Raw genomic sequence first — 24,419 nt, 5'->3', positions numbered from 1 at the left:
CCGCCTTGAGCATTGCGCCTAAATCGTGCATAACTTGACTATGTGCACTTCGCGGGATGGAAGACCATGAAATTTATTGGAAAGCTGCTTCTTTATGTGCTGATCGCCCTTGCAGTGGCGATCCTCGGCCTTTATTTTCTACTGCAAACCCGCTGGGGCGCAGAGCATGTCAGTACCTGGGTCTCGGAGAACAGCAGCTACCATCTGGCGTTTGATACCATCGATCACCGGTTTTCCTCCCCTTCCCATATTCTGTTGAAAAACGTCACCTTTGGCCGGGATGGTCAGCCCGCAACGCTGGTCGCTAAAACGGTTGATATTGGCCTGAGCAGCCGCCAAATCACCGATCCGCTGCACGTAGACACCATTTTGTTGCAAAACGGTACGCTCAATCTTTCTCAACACACTGCGCCGCTTCCGTTCCAGGCCGATCGCCTGCAGTTACAGGATATGGCACTAAACAGCCCCGGCAGTGAGTGGAACCTGAGCGCGCAACGCGTGAACGGCGGTGTTATTCCCTGGAACCCTGAGGCGGGTAAAATTCTCGGCAACAAAGCGCAAATTCAGCTCAGCGCCAGTTCATTAACGCTTAACGACGTTCCCACCACTAACGTGCTAATTGAAGGCAGCATCGACCATGACCGAGTGACGCTTAGCAATATTGGCGCAGACGTGGCGCGTGGGGCATTAACCGGCGTGGCGCAGCGCAATGCTGATGGCAGTTGGGTCGTGGAGAATCTGCGGTTAAATGATATCCGGCTACAAAGTGATAAATCACTGGTCGATTTTTTCGCACCGCTAACCACGATTCCGTCCCTACAAATTGGTCGTCTTGAGGTGACTGATGCCCGTCTGCAAGGTCCTGACTGGGCAGTAACAGACCTCGATCTGAGTTTGCGCAATATGACCTTCAGCAAGGACGACTGGCAAACTCAGGAAGGGAAGCTGTCGATGAACGCCAGCGAGTTTATCTACGGCTCTCTGCACTTCTTCGATCCGATTCTGAACGCCGAGTTCTCACCGCAGGGCATTGCGCTGCGCCAGTTCACCACCCGCTGGGAAGGCGGTATGGTCAGAACATCCGGAAACTGGATGCGCAGCAACAAAGCGCTGGTCCTCGATGATGCTGCCATTGCCGGTCTGGAATACACGCTGCCGGAAAACTGGAAGCAGCTGTGGATGAAACCCCTGCCAGCGTGGCTAAGCAGCCTGACGCTGAAGAAATTCAGCGCCAGCCGCAATCTGGTGATTGATATCGACCCGAGTTTCCCGTGGCAGCTCACCGCGCTGGACGGCTACGGCGCTAACCTCGGGCTGGTACAGAACAATCAGTGGGGGATCTGGAGCGGGAGTGCCACCCTCAACGCTGCCGCAGCCACCTTTAACCGCACTGATGTGCGTCGTCCTTCACTGGCGCTGACGGCAAACAGCAGCACCATCAATATCAGCGAACTGAGCGCCTATACGGAAAAAGGACTGCTGGAGGCCACCGCCAGCATTTCGCAACTGCCTCAGCGCCAGACGCAGGTCAGCCTGAACGGGCGCGGCGTGCCAATGACGATCCTGCAGCAGTGGGGCTGGCCCGCACTGCCGCTTTCCGGCGATGGCAACATCCAGCTTACCGCCAGCGGCAATATTCAGGCCGATGCGCCGCTCAAGCCAACGGTCAACGGTCAGTTGCATGCGGTAAACGTGGAGAAACAGCAGGTAACGCAAACCATGCAGGCGGGCGTGGTTTCGGGGAGTGAAGTCACTGCACCACCACCTGCACAATGATTTATTGCCCGGTGGCGCTTCGCTTACCGGGCCTGCTCACGCTCATAAACGACTATATTCACTGCACAACAACCATTTCAGCGGCTCGTCCTCTTCTATCGCCGGGAAGCGTCCCCCAGGCTCAAGAAAGTGGTTATCGTGCTGGTCGTCATTCACCATTGAGATTTCCCAGCCCAATACAAATGCTTTCTCGGCCCAGAAACGATGATACAGACGGGGTGGCAGGCAGATGCCTTGCCCTGGTTTCAACACCAGCGTTTCGCCGGGCTTAACGGTTCGCCGCTGACCATCCACACTTACCTCAACAATACGCTGCGCGTCATACTGCGCATCGGGCGTGGCCCATGCCAGCTGCATACATAAATCACCGCCGCCGCGATTGACAATATCTTCCATTTTATGGGTGTGAAAATGCCATGGCGTTTGTTGATCCTGCTGAATTTGCAGCATCTTTTCGGCATACGGTTTGGGGTAGTTTGCCGAACCCAACACGCCATTGCGCAACGTCAGCAGCGTGAGCCCGCTTTGTGCAAAATCACCACGACCAAAATTGGTGACATCCCAGCCCAGCTGGAGATCGAGCACTTCATGCCACAAAGTTTGATCCTGTTGCCGCCAGGCGTCGACGGTAAAATACGCAAAGTCAGGCAGACAGATTCGAAAAGTCTCGGCGATGGCATGCGCTTTATCAACGGCATAATTAATTTGTGAACGCTTCATTCCACTTTTCCTTGTCGCGAAAGAGGCGGGTTTCCCCGCCTGCATGCCGTTAGTAAAGTGATGCTTTGCCAGTAGATCCAAACAGCTTCATTTTATGGCGGATCACATCCCGTGCGGCGCTAATCGCTTCCGGGTAAATCACGTTCGGGTCCCACCAGGTTTCTTTCGCCAGAATTTCACGCACCTTCTGGAAGTAGGCATACTTCATATCGCTGGAAATATTGATTTTGCCCACACCCAGCGTGACGGATTCGGCAATCTCCGCATCCGGGTTCGCCGAGCCGCCGTGCAGCACCAGCGGAATATCCAGCCGCCCGGCGATATCACGCAGAATGTTCATTTGCAGCTCTGGCTGCATTCCTTTCGGGTAGATCCCGTGGGCGGTACCAATCGCTACCGCCAGCGTGTCGGCTCCGGTACGGGCGATAAAGTCCTGCGCCTGAGCAGGATCGGTGTAGGTGACTTTTGATACGCCGCCTTCCACTGACGTTCCGGTCTGGCCGATCGTCCCCAACTCCCCCTCAACCGAGACCCCTACCGCATGCGCCAGTTTGACTACTTCGCGGGTCAGGGCCACGTTTTCCTCATAGGGTAGCAGCGAACCGTCGATCATCACCGAGGTAAACCCACACTGAATCGCCCGCAGGACATGTTCCACCGATGCCCCATGGTCCAGATGCAGAGTAAAGGGTACAGGGCTGCGCATCGTGATATCGCGGACATAACTAAAAAACGCATCACCGACAAAATCATGCTCGCTGGGGTGAATCGAGATAATCGCCGGCGTGTTGGTTGCTTCCGCCTCTTCGACCACTGCACGCACAAAGCAGCTATCCGCCACGTTGAAGGCGCCAATAGCAAAACCGTGCTGACGGGTAGGTTGCAGTAATTCTTTCATCGAAACTAACATGTTAATTCTCCAGTTTCAGGGTGTAGAAAGCCCTGCCAGTGCGTCATCGCAGAGGCATAGAAGGCGTTACAGAAAATGAATCAGGCTTTGCCGATAGCGCCGCTGGCCTGCAGATACGGAATAATGGCTTCTTCGCAGGCCTGTTCCATCAGGGCCAGGGCATCAACAAGTTCACAGGATTTGTCGCGACACAGGGTATGTAGCAATGCGGCTTTTCCAGCTTCAAAAACCGCCGCGCCAACGTTAATTTTGGCGACGCCAAACATCGGACAACGCTGTAGCTGGTCAAACGGCGTACCGCTGCCGCCATGTAGCGCCAGTGGCACCGTCGATAAACGGGCAATCTCTTCAAGGCGCTGGAAATCAATCGCCGGTGTCACACCCGGCGCGTACATACCGTGCGCCGTACCGACCGACACCGCCAGCACGTCGATCCCGGTCTGCTGGATAAACGGCCCAACGTCAGCAGTCTGGGTCATCAAATCAACGTTCGTCGCGTGGTCGTAGCGTGGAGCATCGGCAAGATGGCCCAACTCACCTTCCACACACAGCGAGACGCTGGCAGCCAGATCCACAACCGCACGGGTCTGACGAATGTTTTCTTCCAGCGCAAACGCCGAAGCGTCGATCATCAAGCCACTCAACCCGGCGCGAAAAGCCTGGCGAATGCGTACAGGATCTTTGCCGTGGTCCAGTGCCAGCACGACCGGCACCGAGGCTTCATCCGCCAGCGTTTTGACGACCGCAGCGGCTATCAGGGCCGGAAAATGGTCCAGATGCCCCTGATACAGATTCAGAATAATGGGCGCACGGTGTTTCTCAGCCACCCGTACCGCCGCACGGGCGCTTTCCAGGTTCATACAGTTGATGGCCAGCAGCGCATACTTCTCGCGCCAGGCTTTCGTCACCATGCTTTTCATATCGGCAAACATACAGCCTCCGGTTATTCCAGGGTGAAGGTGATTTCTTCGTCTTTCAGCTTCTGATCGCTGAGTTCGTCAAACTCCTCGTCACGCTCAGTCACCGGTTTCTTCCACAGTGAGAGCATCACACCGCAAATCACCGTACCGATCCCCAATGCCAGACAAAACAGCAGCGGGTGCGTGAAGAGTGGGACCACGAACATGCCGCCGTGCGGAACCGGACTTTCGACACCCCATACCATAATCAAGCCGCCCGCCACCGCTGATGCCACCACACAGGACCCGACCACGCGCAACAGGTCACGCGCCGCAATCGGTATAACGCCTTCGGTAATCATGCAGATCCCCATCGGGAATGCCGCCTTCAGCGCCTCACGCTCCGCACGGGTGTACTTGTGGCGCGTCAGCAGGAAGGAGAGCGTAATGCCGAACGGTGGAATCATTGACCCGACAAACTTGACCGCTTCAGGACCATACACGCCGCTAACCAGCATGCCATCCGCAAACAGCGACATGGTTTTATTTACCGGTCCGCCGAAGTCGAATGTCGCCATTGCGCCGAGGATCGCCCCCATCAGAAAACGGGACCCTCCCTGCATGGACTCCAACAGATGAATCAACGCATCCTGCAGCCAGGCAATCGGCTTGCCGATCAGCGTCATCATCAACAGGCCGCCAATCACGGTACTCAACACCGGTAGCACCATGATGGGCATCAGGCCCTGCATTGACTGTGGTAAACGGATATAACGTTTCAACAGCAGAACGGTGTAGCCAACCAGAAACCCGCCAAGCATTCCGCCAATAAAACCGGTATGAATTTCGCCACAGACAAAACCGACAATCAGACCCGGCGCAAATCCGGGGCGATCGGCAATGGAGTAGGCAATCGCCGCGCTAATCAGCGGTACAATCAGCCCCATCCCCCAACCGCCTATCTGGTTGAGCATCCAGGGTATTGTCCCTGTTTTTTCACCCACGTTAGTGCCGCCAAGTATTTGCCCCAGGGCAATACAGATCCCAGCGGCAACAATTAACGGGATCATCCACGAAATCCCCGTTAACAAATGCTTTTTAATTTCCTGAGATAGCGGAATTTTATTTTCACTCATGTGAAATCCCTCCAGAATGAGGATCGCTACTGGTTTGTGTTAACTAATGATTTTTCGACCTTTTCAAGAAACTGAATCGGTGATTTTATGACGATCTCGGTTTTCACTCGCACAATACGTTTATTTAAAAATCGTTCCTCCCCTTTTATTTTTACATCGACGGCAAGAATCACGACATCAGCCGCAGAAATATCTTCTGTCAGCAGTTCGTTCTCCGTGCCGATAGTCCCTTGGGTTTCAACTCTTATATTATGACCAAGCGCTTTGGCACCTTTAATTAACTTCTCACGGGCAATATAGGTGTGCGCAATACCCGCCGTACAGGCGGCAACACAAACAATATTCATAACATGCTCCACTTTTTATTTAGCAGACATTGGATTCAGCATATTGGCTAAATAGCTCAATAATTTTTTGTGGACTGTTTTCGACCAGTAATTGTTCAATAATGTCTTCGTCAGCCAGTGCTCCGGCAACCTGCGAGAGCAGACGAATATGCGTGGTGTTCTGATCTTCAAGACGGACGGCAAACAAAATAATGCACCGCACATTGCTGCCATCCAGCGTTTCCCAGGGAATATCCTGCCGGGTACGCCCAATAGCCAGCGTCGTATTGATCACCGCTGATGATTTTCCGTGCGGGATCGCAATATGATTTTCGAAGCCGGTCGATCCCTCAGATTCACGCTGCCAGACATCCTGAATAAACGTTTCCCGACAGCTAATAGCACCATCTTTTTGCAGAATATCCGTCAGTTCCTCAATCACCTCCGTTTTGTTTGTCGCCTTCATGTCCAAAATAACGCGATTCGTATTGAGTATTTTCGTTATGTCCATCAATCATACCTCATGGAGTTCAGACATTAATTTTCAACGACCAGTGACGTCGCCCGATGTAATTTTTCAGTAATAACCGTTTCTGTTACCCGCTTAATATCTGCATCATTGAAAAAGGCGGTGACATACACGACCGGCATAGCAACGGCAGGTAAATTTATCGTCGAGACCACCAGTTCAATATCGTCCGTCAGTACAGAGGACAGGCTGCCTGCCGACACCACACCAACAATGGTCCAGTCCGGAAAGGCGCGCAGAATGCGGCTTTTGAGTAAGTGAGAGGTGCCGATACCGGTTGAGCAGACCAGCAGCACGCGCTTTCGCGCTATCTGGCGCTCCATTGCCGCCTGAAAATGCACGGTGAGATATCCCACCTCATCTTCCGATACCGCCCGCTTGCCCCAACCGCTAAACACCCGATTCACCGCGCACTGGGTCAACAGCCAGACGTCCTGCAGCTCGCCTTTGATGTCCTCCAGCAGCGGATTGCGAATGCGGATCTGGTAGTTAAGCCGGTTAATCAGTGGCTTAATATGAATCAGCAATCCGTCATATAGCGCACTATCCTGGCTGAGATCGCTGTCGACCATCTCGGCGAAGGTGGCAATCAGTCGATGGGTAATCAACCGCGCTTCATCGCTGGAGTGCATATGACCAATGGCACTTACATCGTTATGCTCTTCAATCACAACGCCAGACGAGATAATATATTGATAAATAAACCAGACTTCGTCTTCCGGCAGCGAATGGGCTATACGTTTTTCGATACGTTGAATCATGCGGCTGGCAATCGAGAAAATGCTCTCATCATATGAAGTGATATTTTCATCTTTTCGCGGTAAGGCATTTCCGCGCGTGATGCGATACATCATGATCAGAATATGGGTAAAAATATTGACGTAATACGGTTCGCCTAACGACCAGCACAGATCATTCTCCATTTCCTGCAACAGCGTCTGGACAAATAAAACGTCTTCCTCACCAAAATAATGGACTAGCGCTTTATAGCTCCCCGGGTCAAGACGTGAATAAACCACACTACCGGGTTCATTATGGTTAATCACACCGTTGATCAGTGACGCCATCGCCTGGCGCACGCCGCTCTCGCTACCTTCGATGTGCGTACCGCTCTGACTGCGAATCAACGACAGGCCCAGTGGGGTAATCCAGGATTCAATTACTTTTAGATCGTTAACAATCGATGTGCTACTAATGAAATAACGTTCGGACAATTTACTGATCGAGGTTTCATGCGGTGTTTCGCTTAATAGTTGTGACGCTATCTTGACACGCCGTGAGTTATTCATCATGCCGTCAGCATCATCACCCTCCGTCCCTAATAACTGGTCTAAATATAAAAGATCGGTAATATTATCGGCACTTAATATCACACCTGCGCCAGCACGCTTATCAATAGCTATTTTCCATTCCGACAACCACTGTTCCAGTAAACGCAGGTCGCGTTGTACGGTCTTTTCCGAAACAGATAAATGCTCAGCAATTTTCAGCAGTGTGACATATTCCTTCCGGGACAGAAGGAATTTTAATAATCTGTTTTGTCGCGAGGTAATCATTTGCATTATTTACCCTTATCACACACCAGATTAAATATCTAAAGAAGCATTTATGCTCCACGTGTAATCCGTGATGATAAATATAAGAGGACTACGATGCGTCAACAATACTAAATCGTGTCCTGTAATCCGGACAGAAATAAGACAAAAAGAGGAAATAGTGAGATATTTACGGCGCAGATCACATTTTTTTCATGTATTAGAGTGACAGCGCTCGCAAATATGGATAGGTAAAAATTTAAGTCAGAATATTTTTTCTTTTCAGATCTGGAACGCTGTACGCATCGTAGGCCAGATAAGACGCAATGCGTCGCCATCCGGCACCACGTTCACATGCGCTTATAGGGTTATCGTCAGCCTATCTTCCTCACCTGGCGTAACCACCGTTCCCCACGCCCTGCACACAGATCACCAAACGGCAGCGCGCCAAATAGCACCCACGGGCGGAATTTCCCCCCAGCGCGACCGGGTACGGTCAGCCAGCAGGCCCATACAGGGGTCGGGGATGGCATCCAGCGCCCGCGCCAACAAAAACATGGTACCGACAAAACCAGCAGGTCTACCGAAGACACCGGTATAGAATAACACCATATATAACATAACTTTATCAAAGATGATGTGGCTGGCGGCATCACCCATACCGTAGCCAATCATCTCTTTCACGGACAGAATCTCATTTTTCATCGCGCATCCTTTTGCTCTTTCATTCGCACTGATACCGGTTACAGCCCTTGTAAACCTTCAACATGAGCGCGGGTATTCCGCTATTTGGTTCTCAAATTACGATTCTTTTTTCTGTGATCGGGGTAGCGTCGAAAAATATGTCGAAGTGTAAGCGATGGATTTTGTAGGGATTTATTTGAAACGGGTCATGGTAAGGAGAAAGGGAAGTTAAAAAAGTGAGTGAGGGGGTGTGGAAACCGTAGGAAGTAGCTATAATGCGCCCCGCCTCCATGTAGCAATCGAGGCGCGGAAGATCGTCATCTCCGGTGAGGTGGCTGGACTTCAAATCCAGTTGGGGCCGCCAGCGGTCCCGGGCAGGTTCGACTCCTGTGATCTTCCGCCAATTTGCTTATCTTATATCCGCCATTTGCCATATCTTCTCCATTCACAAATTCCTATATGATTCTCAGCTCAAAATTCTAAATACATCTATTTACTATGAGTAATCTTATATGAGCACAGCGCTTACTATTATAGCCATTACAGCTACTGTAATTAGTCCATTATTAGCGGTTCAAACTCAGAAATTCATTGAAAAATATTCACAAAAAAAATCATTGAAAATTGACATATTCAAACAACTCATGGCGACACGCTCTCAGAATTCCAGATTATCCAATGAGCATGTTCGCGCGCTAAATATGATAGACTTAGCATTTTATGGTAAATTAAAAAAAGGAAAGACAAAGAGGAGCGCTTCTGAGGGTAGAGTATTATCTTCATGGAAGCTTTATTTTGCACACTTGAATACTTCATACCCTGGTAACGATAATGCCCAAGGCGCTATATGGAATCAAACAAGTAATAATTTGTTCCTGGATTTATTATCAGATATTGCAAAAGATATTGGCTATGATTTTGAGCGAGTCCAATTACAAACAGCCACATATTCTCCGGTTGCCCATGGAGCAATCGAGAGCGATCAGATAAAAATAAGAAAAGGTTTAGCTGCAATATTTTCAGGAGAAGATGCTTTAAAAATGGAAATTATAAATATTCCAGCAAGACAGGACAGTTAATCGAGTCACTACTTATCTTGAGGCTCAATACCTAACCTCTTAAGTTCCTTTCTCCCCAAGGTTTTGAGCCAATTCCCCAAACTCATCCCTTCTGCTTTTGCCGCAGCCTCAAACTGCGCCTTTAACTCGGGTGTGATACGAATCTGGAAAGTTGGTGCTTTCCCAGATTTAGACTGATTTGGGTCGCGTTTAGCTGTTGACATGTACGTACCTTTGTATCTGGCGACCTGACTTATAAACGCCCTCGCCTGGTATTCGCAGTACCCGACGAGAACTAACCTCACCAACTATCAAGGAGTTGATTATGGCTGATTCGCATTCTACCCCAGACACCGACCAATCCGGAACCGAACGTTCGGTAATTGTGGGATATCGCCCGAATGTTTTCGACAAATCCACACCCAAAATTATTCTTTCCGGCAAGTGGCTACGCGAAGCGGGGTTTGATACCGGGCAACAGATTACTGTAAAAGTGATGAACGGCTGTATTGTCCTGATGGTCTATGGCGAGCAGGAACAACGGCTGCAGGATGAGTTGAAAGAGGCACATCAGAAGTTGAACAGAATTGAGAGCACGCTGGCGACTCTCCAGTGAATTGCGAGTTAGCATGTAAGTGGCGCTTACATGTTAACCTGGTGCCGGATGGCGCTAACGCTTATCCGGCCTACGGACTGCATGCAATAAGAGACAACATGGCGGCCTTTCATTTTCAGTTATTCGGTTTTACCGAACAACTGCCATAACCCCCATATTCAATACGTAAAAAACCACCGATCGGTTAATCAGCGCTTCTTTCAGATCACGGCTCATCCTGAAACGGGAGGCTTTCGAGCGCAATATCGCTGCTATATGTTGCGAACAGGCCAGATCAGGATAAAAGAAAAAGATGCAGGAAATTGCATTTGAGATTTGAAGAATTTATTTATTAATAAAATCAGTGAATAACAGAGGGGGGGATTATGGCACCATTTCCATGATCGGCAGGGATGTTTATTGAGGTTCAATCCTGAGTATTTCAGTAACCGTGATAATAAATAATATTTTTATACTAACTAATACAAAATATTAATAATATAAATAGTATGTTTTTTGATCAAAAGAGTTATTTACAATACATTTTATAGTTACAGATAGTTTTAATTTATTTGCATGATGAATAATTCCATTGCTGTTCAAAAAACAGCCACATTAATTTACTACATCAATGTATATGGCTGAGAATTAACTTTAATTTGTTTGTTTTATGATGAACATCAATTAATTAAGGGTTAATACAATGTTTCAAATCGCATCGTTAAGACTATTCTCAATTCATACCCACTACGAGACTATCTCCTTTATCAATTTATTCATCAGAATAATTATCCTGGAGAGCTTCAAATGCGCCATAAGTCTCGTCGTACCTTACTATCACAATGTATCATTTTATCCCTGACCTCTATTTCTGGTTATGCGTTAGCTGATTCGTCAATGGCCAGCAGTGGTAGTGATCCTGTGGTTAGTGGTTTGACTCAATATTCAACATCGGGTTATCACTATAACAGCGATACCACTGATGCAGTCATGACCGGAGGGCAAAGTAAGACTAATATTTACCTGACTGATAACTCCAGAAATAGCAACGGCCACCGGGGTGACAATGATACTCAATCATTGACAGTCAATGGTACGAATATGGACGGCTATTACATTCAGGCATATGATGGTGGAACAGCAAATATTACTCTAGAAAATGGTACGACTGCCGATATGATTGAGGCAGGAGGCCACGACGTCAGTACAAACGTTAATATTACCGTTGATAACTCAACATTAGCGGGTGAAAACAACGCCGACGATGCTAATTACATTAAAAACGATAAAAGCTACATGGGTGGCGCATCCATTTTCGCTGACTCTGGTTCAACTGAAGGCTCAAACGATATCGCGGTAGAAAACGGTAGCCAGCTGGGTGGTGCAATTTATAGCGTAACCGGGGGGGACAATACTATTGATGTCTCTGGTGGCAGTACCGTAAACGGTGCAATTTATGCGTTCAATAATACTACGGCTGGTCGCAACAACATTACGCTAGATGGCAGTACTGTTACTGTTGATGCAAACAATAGTACATTGCAGGGCTACTTCGAAGGTACTGCAGAGAATAACTATGCCGACAGCGTTTATGCAGGAAATAAAGACGCAGCAGAGATTAATGCGTCCCTTCAAGGACAGACCATTGCAATGGGTGTCTATGGGACACAGGCCTCCAATATTGCTCTAAATAATAGTACCGTAACCGGTTCTATTGCTGTTATTGGTGATAATTACTCCACAGCCTCCACAGCCCAGATCTCTCTGGATGGTAGCATCCTGAATGGCAGTATCAATTCCGCAGATGAAAACAGCACTACCGTTCAACTGAACGCTTCCACGGTAAACGGCAACATCACTACCGGCGCGGGTGATGATACGGTGACATTAACCAATAAATCGACAGTGACGGGTGATGTTGACGGTGGCGCAGGTACCGATACTCTTTCTATGGATGCTGACAGTTCTATTAACGGGACAATTAGCAATTTCGAAACCATCAATACGACAGACAACAACAATATCGATATTACTAGCACCGATAGCACCACCTGGAATATTCAGAATGGTTCTACATTACAGTCAGACACCACGGGCAGCAATGTCCAGGTCAATATGACTTCTGACAGCCATGTTGATTTTGGTGAAGTTGACGGCACCAACGACAACCTGACGGTGACCAGTATTGCTCCGTCCAGCGCAAGCCAGCAAGATGAGGCGATTGCAACCTTCACGACCACCTCTGGCAACGCTGACAATCCTGACAGTGCCGTTGACGCCCAGTTCAGCAATGGTAAACAGCAGGTCGAAAGCCGTAGCGGTGCGTACAACTACGACAACTCTCTGACTATTGAGCAAGCAGCACAGCTGAAGAGCGCCCGTCTTACCGCGCCTGCCGGAACGGCCTATAACGTCCAGCTCGACAGCTCTCGTGGCGAACTGGCCAGCGACGTACAGGGCGCGATTGCCGGTCTGGATGCTGCTAAACAAGCGGGCCGCATGGTGACCGACGACCTGGCTAACCGCCTGGATCAGGTACACCTGCAAAGCCTGTACGGCCACGTTGCAGACGGCGCGCAGATCTGGGGCGACTTCCTGTACCAGAATGGCGATTACAGCGATGACGTCGACTACAAAGACATCACCCAGGGCGTACAGGGCGGTGTTGACTGGACGTCTCGAATGGCAAACGGTGACAGCTTGACCGGAGGTATCGCGCTGGCCTGGACCCGCAGTCGCGACCAGAATAACAACGGCAGCTCAAACAGCTTTAACAATACCGTGTACGGCAACTACTACAGCGTGTACGGCGGCTGGCAGCAGGCGTTGCACGACAACCTGTGGAGCATGTTCGTTGATGGTAGCTTCAGCTACGGCGATATGCGCTACAACATGTCTGCCAGCAACGTCAAAGATAACACCAGCGGCATGACCGAAGCGCTGAGCGGCTCTTCTGACGGCAACCTGTACACCACTCAGGTTCGTACTGGTGTGAACGTACTGCTACCGGGCGATACCGTCCTTCAGCCATATGCTACCCTGGGCTGGGATAAGGCCGATGAAAACAGCTTCTCCAATCAGGAAGTCACCTTCGGCGACAACCAGGTTTCCGAATGGAATACCAGCGTCGGTATGCGCGTTACGACAAAACTGGCCGACCTCAACAAAAACGTCGAGCTGTACCCATGGGTGGATGCCCGCTACCAGACTGAGTTCAGCGATAATACCGATATTACTGCAGCGGATTATCACAACAGCGACGGTAACAACATGTCGATGGGGATCTTCGGTGCTGGTATCAACACCACCATCGGTAAAGATTTCTCACTCAACACCGGGGTGTACTTCGGTACGGGTGATGTAGATAACGATGCCAGCGTTCAGGCCGGTATCAGCTACCACTTCTAATCTATCCTGGAGTTTATTGCTCCTGTCGGCGGATGACGCTTGCGCTTATCCGGCCTGCAATTTCCACAAAAAAATAAAGCCGCCGATCGGTTAATCAGCGGCTTTTTCTTTTATCAGCAATGACGTCAGAAGTTATATTTCACACCCAGCATACCGCGGGTATCGCTGTAACCTTTGTCACCAACCTGTTGAGCCACGTTGCTCCACACGTTGAGGCGCGGGGTGATTTGGCCTTCAACACCTACTTTCAACTCACCAATGTTCCTGGTGCCGCGCATGTCGTTGCTCACATCGTCCATCTTCACGCTGGTCGTCTGCGTGTTGTGGATCCAGTTGGCTTCGACAAACGGCTGAAACTCGCGAGATTTACCGTCGTCGATGGCGTTGTGACCGTTGATGTAGGCCTTCACACCCAGACGGGTCATCAGGTTGCCATCGGTGTTGTCCTTCACGCGGGTACCGTTCGCTTCACGGTGGTTGTCGGATTGCACGTCCATCCACACCACCTGCGCTTTTGGTTGCAGCCAGTAGCTGTTGCGCTCACTTTCACCCAGCTTGAAGCTATAACCGGCTTCGACCGAAGCGGTTATCCCGCTGGATTTATATTTCTCCGTCGCCTGCTCCTGGCCCATCACTTTGTTATCAAACCAGTTGTACAGCGCCCAGGTATCCACATAGGTACCTGACTTGTCAGCCTCATTGGCATACCAGGTACCGTACAGTCCCACACTGTAGCCAGTAACCTGACCACGCGAATAGTAGCCGGTCAGGCTGGACTGCGTGCGGCTCTGGCTGTTGGCATAACCGGCCATCGCGCCGAGGTGCCAGCGGTCGAGACCGTCGCTACTCCACTGCGCCAGGTCGCCACCTAGCTGCATCACATAGCTGTTGCTTTGGGTTTTCAACTGCCCGCTACCGTCTTTGAAACGGGTATGGGCACCAACGTTACGCAGCCACAAACTGGTGACTTTTTTCTCGCCCGTCAGCATGTCGGTGTACTGTGTTTCGCCCAGGCGATCGTGCAGTCGGGTCATAAACAGCGTGTTAGCGGCATAGTTGTTCGCCAGATAGCTACCCGCTTCCGGGCGGTACTGCTGCTCTGTAACGGGAGGTGAAACAGGTTCTTCCGGTTCAGGAATAATCGGGTCCACAGGATCGACCGGGTCTGGACTAACCGGATCAGGGTCATGCGGATCGACGGGGTCCGGGTCTTCCGGCTGAATAAAACTGGTCAGATACCAGTTGTTACCCTTCTGCACCACGTTATAGTCGTACGCCCCGGCAACAATACGGCCCGCTTTCTCAAAAGTACCGTCAGAATTACCAGCCACTTCGATGATCTCAATACCTTCAATGGTCTGCGCCCCGGTTCCGCCAATGTTATTCACCGCCACGAACGCATTACCCGCGGTGTTGCCGAGCACTTTCAGCTTGTCGGTTTCGGAGGTATCGTCATTCAGGACGGTATTGAAAACCAGTTTGCCGCCGTTCCCTGTGAAATCTTCATTGATGGTAAGCGTCTGCCACGGTTCGCCATCAGCATGGCCAAAGTTCACCACTGACCCGCCGTTCAGCGTCAGGTCGGTGAGCGTTGAGCTGTTGGTCATGTTCCAGGTCGCGTCGCTCATTTGCAGCGAGATGACGCCCGTCCCGGCAGTGGCGCTGGTGATGTATGACGCCCCGCTCCACAGCGAGTTATCGGTCATATTGAGCGTAATGGTGCTGTTTTGCTGTGGCAGGCTGCTCGTTGCAGCAGTCGCACTGGCGGCGTGAAGATCGCCGTTGATGAGGAAGCGCCCGCCAGCAGAACCATCCACAATGCCACCCGTTTCGGTGCTGATGGCATAGCTTTCATTGCTGTGGTCGCCCGCCATGGTAATGGCTGCACCGCCTGCGAGGTTTATCGCGCCGCGTGAAGCTGCATACAGGCCACGCGGGGCTTTGCTAAATGAGTAACTTTTATCGAAGCTGTTAACCCTTATCGCTGCATTATCACCCAGATTCACGGTCGCATTAGTGGAATAGACCGCATGTGCGCTTATGCCGTTAACCGTAATCGTCGCGTTGTTGCCCAGTTCTGTCTTCGACGATGAGGCGGCATAAATCCCCGTTGAGGAGGTCCCCGTGGTCTCAATGATGGCGTCATTGCCAAGGCGGATCGAAGAGCCGCTCTGCCCGGTGCGAAGACCTTCTGAGCTGTCACCGGTTGTCACAATGTGCGCGCGATCGCCGACGACAATCGTATTTTTGGCAAGCGTGGCATCCCTTAACGCATTTGCGGTGATACCACGCCCCTGAGGGCCAGTCGTTTGAATATACAGATCGTCACCGACGTAGATGTTTGCCGAGCCTCTCCCACCCTGGCCTACCGCGTTATAACCGGCGTTAATACCATCACCATCCTGACCATCCACATAGATGGATGTACGGTCGCCGGTGATAATAAAGACCGGGTTATCCGGCATATTGGCACCGTGTGTGCGGATACCGTCAACATCTTTACCATTATTGGCAGCATTCTTTGACTGCGTGCGGATCGTCAGGTCGTCACCGAAAATAACGCCAGGGCTACCCGTAGCACTGTTCTGAATAACGGTAATAGAGTGCTCAAAAGCTTCAGCACCGGGTCCATTAATCGTTAATCCATTGCCATAAACGGGAATAGTGCCCGCACTCCATTGATAAACATAATTCGGCATGGCGCTGGTTTTTGCGAAATTCGCACCTGCCTGTGCGGGTATTATAGCCTGCAATTCCGGGGGTAGACTGCTCACCAGCCCGCTGGAAGGAAGACTATCAACGTCAACCCAAGCGGCATGGGTTGAAAATATCATTGAGGCCAACGCGGCTGATACCGATATGGCAAGACGTGAGTAATCCCTGGGGTTTGGCATAATAGCCTCCTGCTTTTGGGCGTAGAGCGTCCGTCACATCGTCATGATGTGAAAATAATAAAATGAAAATAGCTTTATAAAATATTAGAGAGAATTTTATGAATACTTAGACCCAGCTTATCTTCAAGCCGAAGTTTATATACATATATTCTCTTAACATCTATATTGTCTATCTTGGTTATTTGCTGAATACTAATTCCTGAAACAAATCGCTTCAGTAATATCATTTCCGTGTAGTTTAATGAGCGTCCGCGTTTGCTATTGGCGAGATGGCCAGTAAACAGGCGGCGGATTTTCTGATGTTGGACATCCTCATCATCGTCAGAATAAATAACACCTTGTATTTTATTACTTTTTGCAAGCCAGTAATTGGCTAGCGGCGTCAGGATCCTGTCAGATATCAGAACGATATGCATACCACTTTGCGTCAGGCGATCCACCCAGTGCGGATCGGCAAACAGGCGCAAATTCGGGAATGAAAAGTCAATAAAAATAAACCCATGGGATAAATAGTTCTGATTATTAAGCAGGAGTTTTTCGATAATTCCTGTTTTCAGAAAACGATTTCCCTCTGGCCAGATTGCAAAGGCGGCACGGTGACAGTACTGTGCTCGTACCGCAGCATCCGGAAATAATTGACAGGATAATTCACAGCTTATGCAACGAACACTCTGTAGCGGCTTTATCTTCATCAACGATGACCCCTGCTATTTTTCCCTAAATATTTCATTGGTAAATAAATGTGTCAATCCAACACATTGTGAGTTCCATGTCAGTTAATAACAGTGAGTCATTAGAAATGTTATAAACTCCTGAGAAGTAAATTAACATTAGCTATAAATAACATGATACAGCGTAGTATTTCGACGTTTTATATCGGATTATTTGCCAGTTCATTAGGATTTTTATGCATAAATACGGACCATAGGATAAATCTGAATATAGCACTATTTGCTAAAATATAACCTTAATGAACGATACTTATTAATAACACAATTTTGATAACTCAATCACCCTTGTGCTGCTGGGGATAAATATAATTGCCATTCAGATAAAACTGTAATGAATTCTTATTATTTCACCTTAGCTAATTCTCACCTAAGAAATAGTGCGCATAACTCATTGTATTTAAAAACGTTTTATGATTGACAAAAAATCCTTATCCTCAAACATGTACAAAGATAGAGGCGCGCTATCAATTTGCATGTAGTATTAAAAGGTGCACTACAGTACCCCATGGTACGTTACGTTACAGAGGACCGGGAATTGTACCTTATCAATCAGTTGGTCGAATTCAATCCTGATAACAAAAGCCTGGTCAACCGGCAGACCGGGCGATCAATTCAACTGCAACTTCCTGCCTCACTGTGTTTTCTCTATTTAATTACTCACGCAAGTGACATTGTTTCTCAGAACACGCTGATAAAAGTAGGCTGGGGAGAGAGAAATAATGTCACGACGACCAATACCCTCTACCAGGCTATTCTGACGCTACGTAATGCACTGGCGGATGTCGGGTTGCCCCGTGACACGGTGAAAACTATTTCCCGCCGCGGACTTACATTGAATGAAAATACGCTGGTAGAGACAATTACGCTTTCTCATGATGATGTTTCTTTGTCAGCCAGTATTCCAGTTCATGACGACCATGAGGTAATACTCCCCCCGGCACAGGCAACGCAGCTCGCGTGGTGGAACCTTTTACTTACCGCCAGCGCGGTTATCGTCATCCTGATTATCTGGCTGGTGTGGTATCAGACGCGCCCGACCATGCCGTTTAACAATTTTGTGTCCATCTCTATGCAGATTCCATCGCGTCAGAACTGCAAAATTTATTATTCACCAAATGAGCAAGATCACGAGGGCTATTTCAGCCTGATGCAGTTACATCCCGAGCTCTGTGAAAAAAACAAACATGTGTTTCTTACCGGTTACCGTAAAACAGAAAGAGTAGTGGCATTTGTATGCGATAAAGATGCGCGGGTAGATGCTCGCGCATTTTGTACCACCCATTACTACTGGATGCACGAGACAAGAAATGAAAAAAACACGTAATCGGACCCTGCTCGTAGCCGTGCTGGTCGTGATGTTCGGTTCAGGTGCCTGGTTATGGCATTCGCGGTATGCTGACCAGCCACTGAATTGTGTGGGAAACGTTGAATGGAATATTGGCAACAAGCGTTTTACCGGCACAGTATCGTTTCGCATGCGCAATGATGAAGGGCTGGCGACCATCACCGGAAAGTTATATGGACATAACACCACGGATATCAGCAGAAACGTTTATTTTAGCTATACCCGGCAGCACGATGCACGATTACTGCAGGCGATGCAGGTCGTAAAAACCTTCGCTGACACAGCAGATGAGGCCGATATCAACACGACTCTGCCAGGGTTTTATCGCCAGACCGGACGGAGTCTGAGCCTGGTGATGGAGGAGTATAAAGGCGCATGGATTTTTGCGAGTTCAAGTGTTCCCTCACTGTACTGCCGTAAAAAGTAACATCAGATTCAGATACAAAAAATACCGTTCTTCCGTGGAGATGCATATTTGTCATCATTGACTTACGAGACATGTGTCACTGAATACACCAATAACCCATTGCTATTCTTTCCCCCGAATCAGGAAACCTCCTGAATACCTTGATATTCATTGCGTAATAATTAAGCGAAATGGACGCGTTATTTCGTCCCGAAGACTTCAACAGACCAATGGATATTTGGAGAAAACGTGGGCAGGGACGTTTATCTCTCCGGCGAGCAATGTCTGACCAGTCAGACGTTTTCGCATTTCAGGAAACAATGTGTTTCCGATGTATTTAATGGCGTACTTATTGAGGGATATTTAATGTTTACGTTTAAAAAGTGCCTGATTGCACTTTCTATTAACCTGGCCGTCGTTTCATCGGGTTTTGCCTGTACAACCCTGCTGGTAGGCAATGAAGCATCAGCGGACGGATCGATGTTGGTCGCCCGTAGTGCCGACAGCGATGCCCTGAAAGCGCAACATTTTGTCATTCATCCGGCAAAACAGAATCAGACCGGTGTTTACAGCACCAAAGCGCATAATGGCGCAAATGATTTTACCTGGCCTCTGCCGAAAAACTCCCTGCGTTATACCACCGTTCCTAACTGGAAAACCCAACTGCACGGCGCAACCGGGTTTAACGAACTGGGTGTTGGCGTAAGCGGTACAGAATCTATTTTTGCCTCGCCAAAAGCACTGGCAGTCGATCCGTACGTTGAGGATAAAGGGATCACCGAAGACGATATCCCGGACATTCTGCTGTCACAGAGTAAAACCGCGCGGGAAGCCGTAGCACTGCTCGGCCATATCGTTGAAACCGCCGGTGCAGGTGAAGGCTTTGGGGTCGCCGTCGTGGATGATAACGAAATCTGGTATCTGGAGACCGGTAGCGGCCACCAGTGGATGGCGCAGCGTCTGCCCAACAATCAGTACTTTGCTACCGGCAATCAGGGGCGTTTACAGGATTACGATCCTAAAAACCCGAACATGATGGCATCGAAAAATCTGGTTGAGTTCGCCACTGAAAAAGGTCTTTACGATCAGGCAAAAGATGGCAAATTCAACTTCTCCAAAGTCTATACCCGTGATGATGAACGCGACCGCACGTATAACGACCCTCGGGTATGGACCATCCAGAAAGAGTTCAATCCTTCTGTAAAACAGGATATGGCTAACGGTCGTGAATTCCCGGTCTTCATGACGCCAGAGAAGAAAATGACGCTGGATGATGTGAAGGCGGTACTGCGCAATCACTATGAAGGTACCAGCCATGACCCCTACACCAACGGTCTGAACGGTAAAGAGCCGTGGCGTCCTGTCAGCGTGTTCCGTACCTACGAGGCACACGTCATGCAGGTCCGTCCGTGGTTGCCAAAAGAGATTGGTGAAACGACTTATATCGGTTTGGGTATGGCCGATCTCACCGCTTTCGTTCCGTACTACAGCGGCCTGAAAGCCTACCCGGCCAACTATACGATGGGTACAGATAAGGCGGACGATCAGTCTATCTACTGGAAATATCGCAAATTGCAGACGCTGACGATGACCGATTATCCGAAACTCGCCCCAATCGTTAAAAAAGCCTACAAAGCGTGGGAAGATAAAGTTGCGAAGGAGCAAAAAGAGGTCGAAGCAGAATATTTGAAGATGGCGAAAACTGATAAACCCGCCGCGGATAAGATGCTGAATGACTTCAACTTGCGCATCATGGCCGATGCTGAGAAGCTGACGGAAGACCTGACCAATCAGCTGTTCACCCTCCGCACCAAAGACATTCAGTCTGATATCTTCTTTGCTAACGCCGCGAAGAAAGACTGAGTAACGACGCGATAATATTCTGGCGTAAAGCGCGTATTAGCTTTGCGCCAGCATTTCACACCGCACCTTCACCGCCTCGTGCAGCAGGCGTACCGCCGTTGAAAGCTGTTTCCGATGCGGGCAAATCATATTCAGCGGGACTTTCTCTCCCTGATAATCCGTCATCAGCAGTTGTAATCGACCGTCACGCACATCTTCACTGACATCCAGCCACGACTTGTACGCTATCCCCTCACCGGCAATCGCCAGTCGGCGGATCACTTCCGCATCGTCGCTCATAATGGTGCTGTTGACTTGCACACTGCTGACCTCGCCGTTACGCGTAAACGTCCAGCGATCGTGCAGGCGCCCACGCAATACAAAAGTCATGGCATTCAGCTGTGCTAAATCATCCGGACATTGTGGCTCACCGTTTTGCAAAACCCACTCCGGAGAAGCCACCAGCACACGTCGGTTACCCGATGCAACGGGTAGCGCGATATAAGACGCATCTTCTGTATTGCCGTAGCGAAACGCGACATCGACGGGGTCTTTAAAGACATCCGTGACCTGATCGGAGAAAAAGATCCGCAGACGCAGCGCAGGATAACGGCGTCGAAACGACTGAAAAACCGGCAGCAACAAATTCCGCCCGAGATCGGAAGGAACGGCAATTTGCAGCGTGCCTGAAATTTCATCTTCCGGCGTCTGGATTTTTTGTAACCCGGCATGCATCACATCCAACATCTGGCGGGCATAGGGCAACCAAACCTCGCCTTCCGGCGTCAGCCGCAGACTGCGTGTGGAACGGGCAAACAAGCGGATGGTCAGCGTGGATTCCAGACGCTTGATGGCAGAACTGACCTGAGCGGGCTGGACGCCAGCTTCGCGTGCGGCATCGCTAAAACTATTCAGCGCCGCGGCGCGGACAAACAACGTGAGATCTTCAAGCCGGAACATTTTCACTCCCCGAGTATAAGTCCTGTCGCCGTAGGGCTATTTTTCCCGTTCTGTTGCCGGTTTACCATCGAATTATTCAACTGATTCCTGTAACCGGAGAGACCATGAAAGCCATCGCCATTACCCGCGCCGCAACCCACGGCAACAACATTGAGTTTTTACACGAGATAGATCTGCCTGTTCCGGTCGCCACTGGGCATGACCTGCTGGTTGAAGTGAAAGCGATTTCCGTCAATCCAGTCGATACCAAAGTTCGCGAAGGTTTCAATGCAGACGTGCCGCGCGTGCTGGGCTGGGACGCTGTGGGTGTCGTGAAATCCATCGGTGAAGCGGTGACATTGTTCTCACCCGGTGATGAAGTCTGGTATGCCGGTGCGCTGGGTCGCGCCGGGAGCAACAGCGAATTTCAACTGGTTGATGAGCGCATTACCGCGCTGAAGCCGCAATCACTGGATAACGCATCTGCTGCAGCCCTGCCGCTGACCGCGATTACCGCATGGGAAATGCTGTTCGATCGCCTCGGCGTTGAGGAAGGTGGCAATGAAGATGATGTGTTATTGATTGTTGGCGCTGCTGGAGGCGTCGGCTCCATTCTGACTCAACTGGCCAGTAAACTGACGAAAATGACCGTGATCGGCACAGCATCACGCGCGGAAAGTCAGAAATGGGTCCGTGAATCGGGTGCGCACCATGTGATTGATCACAGCAAACCATTAACGGATGAGCTGGCGCGGATAGGAATCAAGGAAGTAACACACGTTGCCAGCCTGAACAATACCGAGCAGCACTACCAGCAAATCATTGCAGCACTGGCTCCGCAGGGAAAACTGGCGCTGATCGATGATCCGCAAACGCTGGATGCACGTCCGCTAAAAGCCAAAAGTATTTCACTGCACTGGGAATTTATGTTTACCCGTTCGATGTTCACCACTCACGACATCATTGCGCAGCACCAGTTATTAACGCGTGTAGCAAAGCTTATCGACAGCAACGTGATCCGCACGACACTGGGCAAACATTTTGGCGCTATCACAGCGGAAAATGTGCAAAAAGCGCATGCGCAAATTGAAACGGGTCGTTCAGTTGGCAAGATCGTGTTGGAGGGGTTTTAGCATGTCAGATGATGAAATTATTTCCATTATTGCGGTACTGAAAGCCAAACCAGGGAAAACCAACGCACTAAAACAGGCGTTAAAAGCGCTGTTACTCCCCACTCGTCGGGAGCCGGGAAATATTGAGTATGACCTGTTCCAGTTGCGCGACACGCCAGATGTATTCTACGTGCGCGAATCCTGGCGCGGTCAGGCCGGCCTGGACGAGCATATCGCTCTGCCACATTTTCAATCATTCATTCTGCAAATGAATGACCTTCTGGCTGAGCCGTTACGGCTGGATTATCTGACCCCGATTGAGCCGTAATATTGATACCGTGCTCCCCTGTTGTTCGGGGAGCATAATAAATATCAGCTGGAGGATTTGCTTAGCTCAAGAATAACTGGACAAAAAATAGATATGCTCATTAGCCTCTAAAAAACAGTGGCTTTCGTCACAAAGTTAACATTGAATATATATCGTTAATATTCATTCTGTTTCACAATAATAGTAACCATATAAAGATATATCCATCAGAAACATCCACCAAATCTTCACCCTTTACTTCCAGTGCACACCATAAAATAGGATGAATACAGAAATATAATTTCATAATAACAGGCATTGTTATTTTAATGGGGTGGGAGGAAATTAAGTTCACTAAGGAAATTCTGATAAAGATAACTTTAGCCCCTCTGAAATTAACCATGATGATGTCAATAATGGTTAATTAGCTGTAGAGCAAAAATGGATATCGCCCAGGCGATTATAGACTTTACTGCGGGTTAGATAACCCGCAAAAAGCAACAACAAGGAATGGATCATGTCTACACCTGCTAATTTTAATGGCCAACGCCCAGTGATTGATGTCAATGACGCAGTGATGTTGCTTATCGATCATCAAAGCGGCCTGTTCCAGACCGTTGGCGATATGCCAATGACTGAACTGCGTGCAAGAGCAACGGCTCTGGCAAAAATTGCCACCTTGTGCAAAATGCCGGTGATCACCACCGCTTCTGTACCGCAGGGGCCAAACGGTCCACTTATCCCGGAAATTCATGAAAACGCACCTCATGCACATTATGTCGCACGCAAAGGTGAAATTAACGCCTGGGATAACAAAGAGTTTGTTGCGGCGGTAAAAGCGACAGGGCGTAAGACGCTGATTATTGCTGGTACCATCACCAGCGTATGCATGGCATTCCCGGCCATTAGCGCGGTAGCTGAAGGCTTTAAAGTCTTTGCGGTCATCGATGCTTCCGGTACTTACAGCAAAATGGCGCAGGAGATCACCATGGCCCGCGTCGTACAGGCTGGCGTCGTGCCGATGGATACTGCCGCGGTTGCGTCCGAACTGCAGAAAACCTGGAATCGGGAAGACGCAGCGGAATGGGCTGAAGTCTATACCAAAATCTTCCCGGCTTATCAGTTGCTGATTGAAAGCTATACCAAAGCCCAGGATGTCGTGAAAAATAACGAACTGCTGGACTCTCAGCGCGCTTAACTTTTTCCTTCTTTCACAAACGCCTGTTTAGTATAAGCAGGCGTTTTGTCATACGCGGCATCAGCCCCT

At 49.5% G+C, this 24,419-nt stretch carries 21 protein-coding genes, 1 tRNA gene and 1 pseudogene; 11 read left to right on the top strand and 12 right to left on the bottom strand.

Annotated features, from left to right (window positions below; translation table 11 throughout):
- Positions 1–66: 66 nt before the first annotated feature.
- On the top strand, positions 67–1,776 hold the full coding sequence (locus tag HV261_RS02865) for an AsmA family protein (protein WP_202037392.1): 1,710 nt from the start codon (positions 67–69) through the stop codon (positions 1,774–1,776).
- A 42-nt stretch (positions 1,777–1,818) separates the two neighbouring features.
- Here the strand turns inward: HV261_RS02865 and HV261_RS02860 are convergent, their stop codons facing one another.
- From HV261_RS02860 to HV261_RS02825, 8 genes and pseudogenes are all read right to left on the bottom strand, one after another.
- Positions 1,819–2,496: a D-lyxose/D-mannose family sugar isomerase gene (locus tag HV261_RS02860; protein ID WP_202037391.1), complete on the bottom strand. Its 678-nt coding sequence runs from the start codon at positions 2,494–2,496 to the stop codon at positions 1,819–1,821.
- Between the two features lie 49 nt (positions 2,497–2,545).
- Positions 2,546–3,406, bottom strand: a complete 861-nt coding sequence (locus tag HV261_RS02855; RefSeq protein ID WP_137382123.1) for a ketose-bisphosphate aldolase — start codon at positions 3,404–3,406, stop codon at positions 2,546–2,548.
- 80 nt (positions 3,407–3,486) lie between these two features.
- Positions 3,487–4,338 carry a class II fructose-bisphosphate aldolase gene (locus HV261_RS02850; RefSeq protein WP_202037390.1) on the bottom strand — a complete coding sequence of 284 codons (852 nt, stop codon included), beginning with the start codon at positions 4,336–4,338 and terminating at the stop codon, positions 3,487–3,489.
- Positions 4,339–4,349: 11 nt separating this feature from the next.
- Positions 4,350–5,441, bottom strand: a complete 1,092-nt coding sequence (locus HV261_RS02845) for a PTS fructose transporter subunit IIC (RefSeq protein ID WP_202037389.1) — start codon at positions 5,439–5,441, stop codon at positions 4,350–4,352.
- A 26-nt stretch (positions 5,442–5,467) separates the two neighbouring features.
- Positions 5,468–5,788 carry a PTS fructose transporter subunit IIB gene (locus HV261_RS02840; RefSeq protein WP_080859269.1) on the bottom strand — a complete coding sequence of 107 codons (321 nt, stop codon included), beginning with the start codon at positions 5,786–5,788 and terminating at the stop codon, positions 5,468–5,470.
- A gap of 19 nt (positions 5,789–5,807) precedes the next feature.
- A complete protein-coding gene (locus tag HV261_RS02835; protein WP_202037388.1) occupies positions 5,808–6,278 on the bottom strand; it encodes a PTS sugar transporter subunit IIA in 471 nt (156 codons plus the stop codon).
- A 26-nt stretch (positions 6,279–6,304) separates the two neighbouring features.
- Positions 6,305–7,858 (bottom strand): BglG family transcription antiterminator, encoded by a 1,554-nt coding sequence (locus HV261_RS02830; protein WP_202037387.1) that lies wholly within the window; start codon positions 7,856–7,858, stop codon positions 6,305–6,307.
- 395 nt (positions 7,859–8,253) lie between these two features.
- Positions 8,254–8,536, bottom strand: a pseudogene (locus HV261_RS02825) (MFS transporter); the annotation flags it as partial.
- Positions 8,537–8,823: 287 nt separating this feature from the next.
- On the opposite strand from HV261_RS02825, the gene HV261_RS02820 reads away from it, so the two are divergent.
- Positions 8,824–8,918 (top strand) — tRNA-Sec (locus tag HV261_RS02820).
- A gap of 109 nt (positions 8,919–9,027) precedes the next feature.
- On the top strand, positions 9,028–9,594 hold the full coding sequence (locus tag HV261_RS02815) for a DUF6680 family protein (protein ID WP_202037386.1): 567 nt from the start codon (positions 9,028–9,030) through the stop codon (positions 9,592–9,594).
- Between the two features lie 8 nt (positions 9,595–9,602).
- Here HV261_RS02815 and HV261_RS02810 read toward each other — a convergent pair whose 3' ends face one another.
- Positions 9,603–9,797, bottom strand: coding sequence for a toxin-antitoxin system HicB family antitoxin (locus HV261_RS02810; RefSeq protein ID WP_137382143.1), 195 nt, complete (start codon positions 9,795–9,797; stop codon positions 9,603–9,605).
- A 101-nt stretch (positions 9,798–9,898) separates the two neighbouring features.
- Here HV261_RS02810 and HV261_RS02805 point away from each other — a divergent pair, with 101 nt between their 5' ends.
- Both HV261_RS02805 and HV261_RS02800 read left to right on the top strand, forming a co-directional pair.
- Entirely contained in the window at positions 9,899–10,189 is a 291-nt protein-coding gene (locus HV261_RS02805) for a SymE family type I addiction module toxin (protein ID WP_071444564.1), read from the top strand.
- A 786-nt stretch (positions 10,190–10,975) separates the two neighbouring features.
- Complete coding sequence (locus HV261_RS02800) at positions 10,976–13,576, top strand: autotransporter outer membrane beta-barrel domain-containing protein (protein ID WP_202037385.1); 2,601 nt, start codon at positions 10,976–10,978, stop codon at positions 13,574–13,576.
- Positions 13,577–13,701: 125 nt separating this feature from the next.
- Here HV261_RS02800 and HV261_RS02795 read toward each other — a convergent pair whose 3' ends face one another.
- Both HV261_RS02795 and HV261_RS02790 read right to left on the bottom strand, forming a co-directional pair.
- A complete protein-coding gene (locus tag HV261_RS02795; RefSeq protein WP_202037384.1) occupies positions 13,702–16,470 on the bottom strand; it encodes an autotransporter outer membrane beta-barrel domain-containing protein in 2,769 nt (922 codons plus the stop codon).
- Positions 16,471–16,544: 74 nt separating this feature from the next.
- Complete coding sequence (locus HV261_RS02790) at positions 16,545–17,162, bottom strand: helix-turn-helix transcriptional regulator (protein WP_202037383.1); 618 nt, start codon at positions 17,160–17,162, stop codon at positions 16,545–16,547.
- A gap of 574 nt (positions 17,163–17,736) precedes the next feature.
- Between HV261_RS02790 and HV261_RS02785 the strand changes: the two genes are divergently transcribed.
- The 3 genes from HV261_RS02785 to HV261_RS02775 all read left to right on the top strand — a co-directional run bounded on the left by HV261_RS02785 (position 17,737) and on the right by HV261_RS02775 (position 20,815).
- The gene (locus tag HV261_RS02785; protein WP_202037382.1) at positions 17,737–18,525 is read left to right on the top strand and encodes a winged helix-turn-helix domain-containing protein; all 789 of its coding nucleotides are present in this window, start codon (positions 17,737–17,739) and stop codon (positions 18,523–18,525) included.
- Entirely contained in the window at positions 18,509–18,973 is a 465-nt protein-coding gene (locus HV261_RS02780) for a YqeJ family protein (protein ID WP_202037381.1), read from the top strand. Before HV261_RS02785 ends, HV261_RS02780 begins: the two co-directional genes overlap by 17 nt.
- Positions 18,974–19,318: 345 nt before the next feature.
- Positions 19,319–20,815 carry a C69 family dipeptidase gene (locus tag HV261_RS02775; protein WP_202037380.1) on the top strand — a complete coding sequence of 499 codons (1,497 nt, stop codon included), beginning with the start codon at positions 19,319–19,321 and terminating at the stop codon, positions 20,813–20,815.
- Between the two features lie 36 nt (positions 20,816–20,851).
- Here the strand turns inward: HV261_RS02775 and HV261_RS02770 are convergent, their stop codons facing one another.
- Positions 20,852–21,754: a LysR family transcriptional regulator gene (locus HV261_RS02770; protein WP_202037379.1), complete on the bottom strand. Its 903-nt coding sequence runs from the start codon at positions 21,752–21,754 to the stop codon at positions 20,852–20,854.
- 104 nt (positions 21,755–21,858) lie between these two features.
- On the opposite strand from HV261_RS02770, the gene HV261_RS02765 reads away from it, so the two are divergent.
- The 3 genes from HV261_RS02765 to HV261_RS02755 all read left to right on the top strand — a co-directional run bounded on the left by HV261_RS02765 (position 21,859) and on the right by HV261_RS02755 (position 24,350).
- Positions 21,859–22,866: a zinc-binding alcohol dehydrogenase family protein gene (locus HV261_RS02765; RefSeq protein WP_202037378.1), complete on the top strand. Its 1,008-nt coding sequence runs from the start codon at positions 21,859–21,861 to the stop codon at positions 22,864–22,866.
- A gap of 16 nt (positions 22,867–22,882) precedes the next feature.
- Complete coding sequence (locus HV261_RS02760) at positions 22,883–23,173, top strand: putative quinol monooxygenase (protein ID WP_326929173.1); 291 nt, start codon at positions 22,883–22,885, stop codon at positions 23,171–23,173.
- Between the two features lie 496 nt (positions 23,174–23,669).
- Complete coding sequence (locus tag HV261_RS02755; RefSeq protein ID WP_202037376.1) at positions 23,670–24,350, top strand: hydrolase; 681 nt, start codon at positions 23,670–23,672, stop codon at positions 24,348–24,350.
- The last annotated feature ends 69 nt before the right edge of the window (positions 24,351–24,419 follow it).

Source organism: Citrobacter sp. RHBSTW-00671, from assembly GCF_014103415.1.
Taxonomy (GTDB): domain Bacteria; phylum Pseudomonadota; class Gammaproteobacteria; order Enterobacterales; family Enterobacteriaceae; genus Citrobacter.
Note: the sequence above shows the minus strand (reverse complement) of the source record. Positions and strands in the feature narration are given on the sequence as shown.

Excerpts from the sequence above, each read along its gene's own strand:
- HV261_RS02865 (WP_202037392.1), top strand. The coding sequence starts at position 67 with ATGAAATTTATTGGAAAGCTGCTTCTTTATGTGCTGATCGCCCTTGCA.
- HV261_RS02860 (WP_202037391.1), bottom strand. The coding sequence starts at position 2,496 with ATGAAGCGTTCACAAATTAATTATGCCGTTGATAAAGCGCATGCCATC.
- HV261_RS02855 (WP_137382123.1), bottom strand. The coding sequence starts at position 3,406 with ATGTTAGTTTCGATGAAAGAATTACTGCAACCTACCCGTCAGCACGGT.
- HV261_RS02850 (WP_202037390.1), bottom strand. The coding sequence starts at position 4,338 with ATGTTTGCCGATATGAAAAGCATGGTGACGAAAGCCTGGCGCGAGAAG.
- HV261_RS02845 (WP_202037389.1), bottom strand. The coding sequence starts at position 5,441 with ATGAGTGAAAATAAAATTCCGCTATCTCAGGAAATTAAAAAGCATTTG.
- HV261_RS02840 (WP_080859269.1), bottom strand. The coding sequence starts at position 5,788 with ATGAATATTGTTTGTGTTGCCGCCTGTACGGCGGGTATTGCGCACACC.
- HV261_RS02835 (WP_202037388.1), bottom strand. The coding sequence starts at position 6,278 with ATGGACATAACGAAAATACTCAATACGAATCGCGTTATTTTGGACATG.
- HV261_RS02830 (WP_202037387.1), bottom strand. The coding sequence starts at position 7,858 with ATGCAAATGATTACCTCGCGACAAAACAGATTATTAAAATTCCTTCTG.
- HV261_RS02815 (WP_202037386.1), top strand. The coding sequence starts at position 9,028 with ATGAGCACAGCGCTTACTATTATAGCCATTACAGCTACTGTAATTAGT.
- HV261_RS02810 (WP_137382143.1), bottom strand. The coding sequence starts at position 9,797 with ATGTCAACAGCTAAACGCGACCCAAATCAGTCTAAATCTGGGAAAGCA.
- HV261_RS02805 (WP_071444564.1), top strand. The coding sequence starts at position 9,899 with ATGGCTGATTCGCATTCTACCCCAGACACCGACCAATCCGGAACCGAA.
- HV261_RS02800 (WP_202037385.1), top strand. The coding sequence starts at position 10,976 with ATGCGCCATAAGTCTCGTCGTACCTTACTATCACAATGTATCATTTTA.
- HV261_RS02795 (WP_202037384.1), bottom strand. The coding sequence starts at position 16,470 with ATGCCAAACCCCAGGGATTACTCACGTCTTGCCATATCGGTATCAGCC.
- HV261_RS02790 (WP_202037383.1), bottom strand. The coding sequence starts at position 17,162 with ATGAAGATAAAGCCGCTACAGAGTGTTCGTTGCATAAGCTGTGAATTA.
- HV261_RS02780 (WP_202037381.1), top strand. The coding sequence starts at position 18,509 with ATGAAAAAAACACGTAATCGGACCCTGCTCGTAGCCGTGCTGGTCGTG.
- HV261_RS02775 (WP_202037380.1), top strand. The coding sequence starts at position 19,319 with ATGTTTACGTTTAAAAAGTGCCTGATTGCACTTTCTATTAACCTGGCC.
- HV261_RS02770 (WP_202037379.1), bottom strand. The coding sequence starts at position 21,754 with ATGTTCCGGCTTGAAGATCTCACGTTGTTTGTCCGCGCCGCGGCGCTG.
- HV261_RS02765 (WP_202037378.1), top strand. The coding sequence starts at position 21,859 with ATGAAAGCCATCGCCATTACCCGCGCCGCAACCCACGGCAACAACATT.
- HV261_RS02755 (WP_202037376.1), top strand. The coding sequence starts at position 23,670 with ATGTCTACACCTGCTAATTTTAATGGCCAACGCCCAGTGATTGATGTC.